Source organism: Corallococcus sp. AB049A, assembly GCF_003668885.1.
Lineage (GTDB): Bacteria > Myxococcota > Myxococcia > Myxococcales > Myxococcaceae > Corallococcus > Corallococcus interemptor.
Window position 1 is genome coordinate 1 of sequence record NZ_RAWL01001225.1, and the last position, 423, is coordinate 423.

General features: G+C 62.6%; 1 protein-coding gene. It reads left to right on the plus strand.

Translation table 11 applies throughout. The features are described from left to right. Window positions 1–14: 14 nt before the first annotated feature. The coding region (locus D7X55_RS41570; RefSeq protein WP_199747446.1) for a hypothetical protein at window positions 15–423 on the plus strand (409 nt) is incomplete at its 3' end.

Consider the following 423-nt stretch of genomic DNA (forward strand, 5'->3'; position numbering starts at 1 on the left):
GTTACAGTTTCACCATGTTCGACGCGGTGGGCAGCAACAACGCGCGCTCGGCGGTGTTCGGGACCATCTCGAACAACGATCGTTACCTGCTATACGTGCCGACCAGCACGAGCGATGCTCTCGTCAGCTATGATACGCCGGCGACCCGCGACAGTCTGGAGGCGCTGATCAACGCCACCAACCTGAAGAAGTATCGCGGCAAGATTGCGGACAAGAACATCGCCCGCAACCGCGCCTTCACGCGCATCGACCTTCACCTGGAGCAGGAGTTGCCGACCTTTATCGGCAAGTCGCGCGTGTCGGTCTTCGCGGACGTGAACAACCTGCCCAACCTGCTCAACTCGAAGTGGGGCGGCGTGCGTGCGATCGGCTTCCCGGCGACCTCGGCGGTCGTGCAGGTCCAGTGTCTGAGCGCGGCGGTGC